Here is a 419-nt window from a genome sequence, read left to right as displayed (position 1 = left end):
GAGGTCACCGGCATCGATATCGTTCGCAACCAAATCTTGGTCGCGCAAGGCCATCCTCTTCCGAGCGAAGAAGTCGGGCTGCCATCGCAGGACGGCATCCGAACCATGGGATTCGCGATGCAGTGCCGGATCACGACGGAAGACCCCGCCTCGGAATTCCGTCCCGACTATGGCCGCATCAGTCACTACCGCAGTGCGGCTGGGTTGGGCGTTCGGCTCGATGCGGGCACGGCATTCAGTGGCGCCGTCGTCAATCCCTTCTACGATTCCATGTTGGTGAAGGTCACCGCGCGAGCTCCCACCCTGGCCGCGGCGGCTCGCCGGATGGATCGTTGCCTGCACGAATTCCGAATTCGTGGCGTGAAAACAAACATTCCGTTTCTAACGCGGCTGGTGAATCATCCCACGTTCTTGGCGGG

Annotated in this window: 1 pseudogene; it reads left to right on the top strand. The window is 61.1% G+C overall.

From position 1 onward, the window contains the following. Nucleotides 1-419 (top strand): annotated as a pseudogene (locus tag B2R17_RS26170) (pyruvate carboxylase); the annotation flags it as partial.

Source organism: Rhodopirellula sp. UBA1907 (assembly GCF_002337565.1).
Lineage (GTDB): Bacteria > Planctomycetota > Planctomycetia > Pirellulales > Pirellulaceae > Rhodopirellula > Rhodopirellula europaea.
Note: the sequence above shows the minus strand (reverse complement) of the source record. Positions and strands in the feature narration are given on the sequence as shown.